This is a genomic window from Streptomyces recifensis, assembly GCF_002154615.1.
GTDB lineage: Bacteria > Actinomycetota > Actinomycetes > Streptomycetales > Streptomycetaceae > Streptomyces > Streptomyces griseoluteus.
Genome location: NZ_MUNH01000052.1, coordinates 966 through 1,415, shown reverse-complemented (window position 1 = coordinate 1,415; position 450 = coordinate 966). Strand labels below are relative to the sequence as shown.

Here is a 450-nt window from a genome sequence, read left to right as displayed (position 1 = left end):
GGCGAAGTCGGCGCCGTGCAGTCTGGCGCCGGACAGCGCGGCGTACATGTCACCGGGGCGGACGGCCCGCGAGTCGTGGGTGATGCCGGTGACCCCGACGGACGCGGCGGTCTCGGCGGGCGCGGCGGTACCCAGTTGACCGGCCAGTTCCGCGAGGGAGATGGCGGAGACCTGAACCGGTCGCGGCGGTCCCGGATTTGTCACGGAAGCGCCTTTCTGAGTGGTTTGGGACTGATCGGCGTGTGGCACGGCGGTGAGCGTACCGGGAGTACCCGCTCCGGAGCTAAAACGGGGCTCGCGCTCGGAGCGGTGGGTCCCTCGGTTCCCGTCGTCGGGGGTGATCGTTGTCACTGGCTCGTTCCTGGTGGTCGGTGCCCGGTTCCGGTGGGGGCGGGTCAGGGCCGGTAGGAGACGGGCAGGGCGGCGGCCTTGGCTCCGGTCGGCGGCACC

General features: G+C 72.0%; 1 protein-coding gene. It reads right to left on the bottom strand.

Annotated features, from left to right (window positions below; all coding sequences use genetic code 11):
* Window positions 1–351 (bottom strand): Mur ligase domain-containing protein (locus CCN33_RS03405; RefSeq protein ID WP_244173596.1); only part of this gene is annotated, 351 nt, incomplete at its 3' end.
* Between the last annotated feature and the right edge of the window lie 99 nt (window positions 352–450).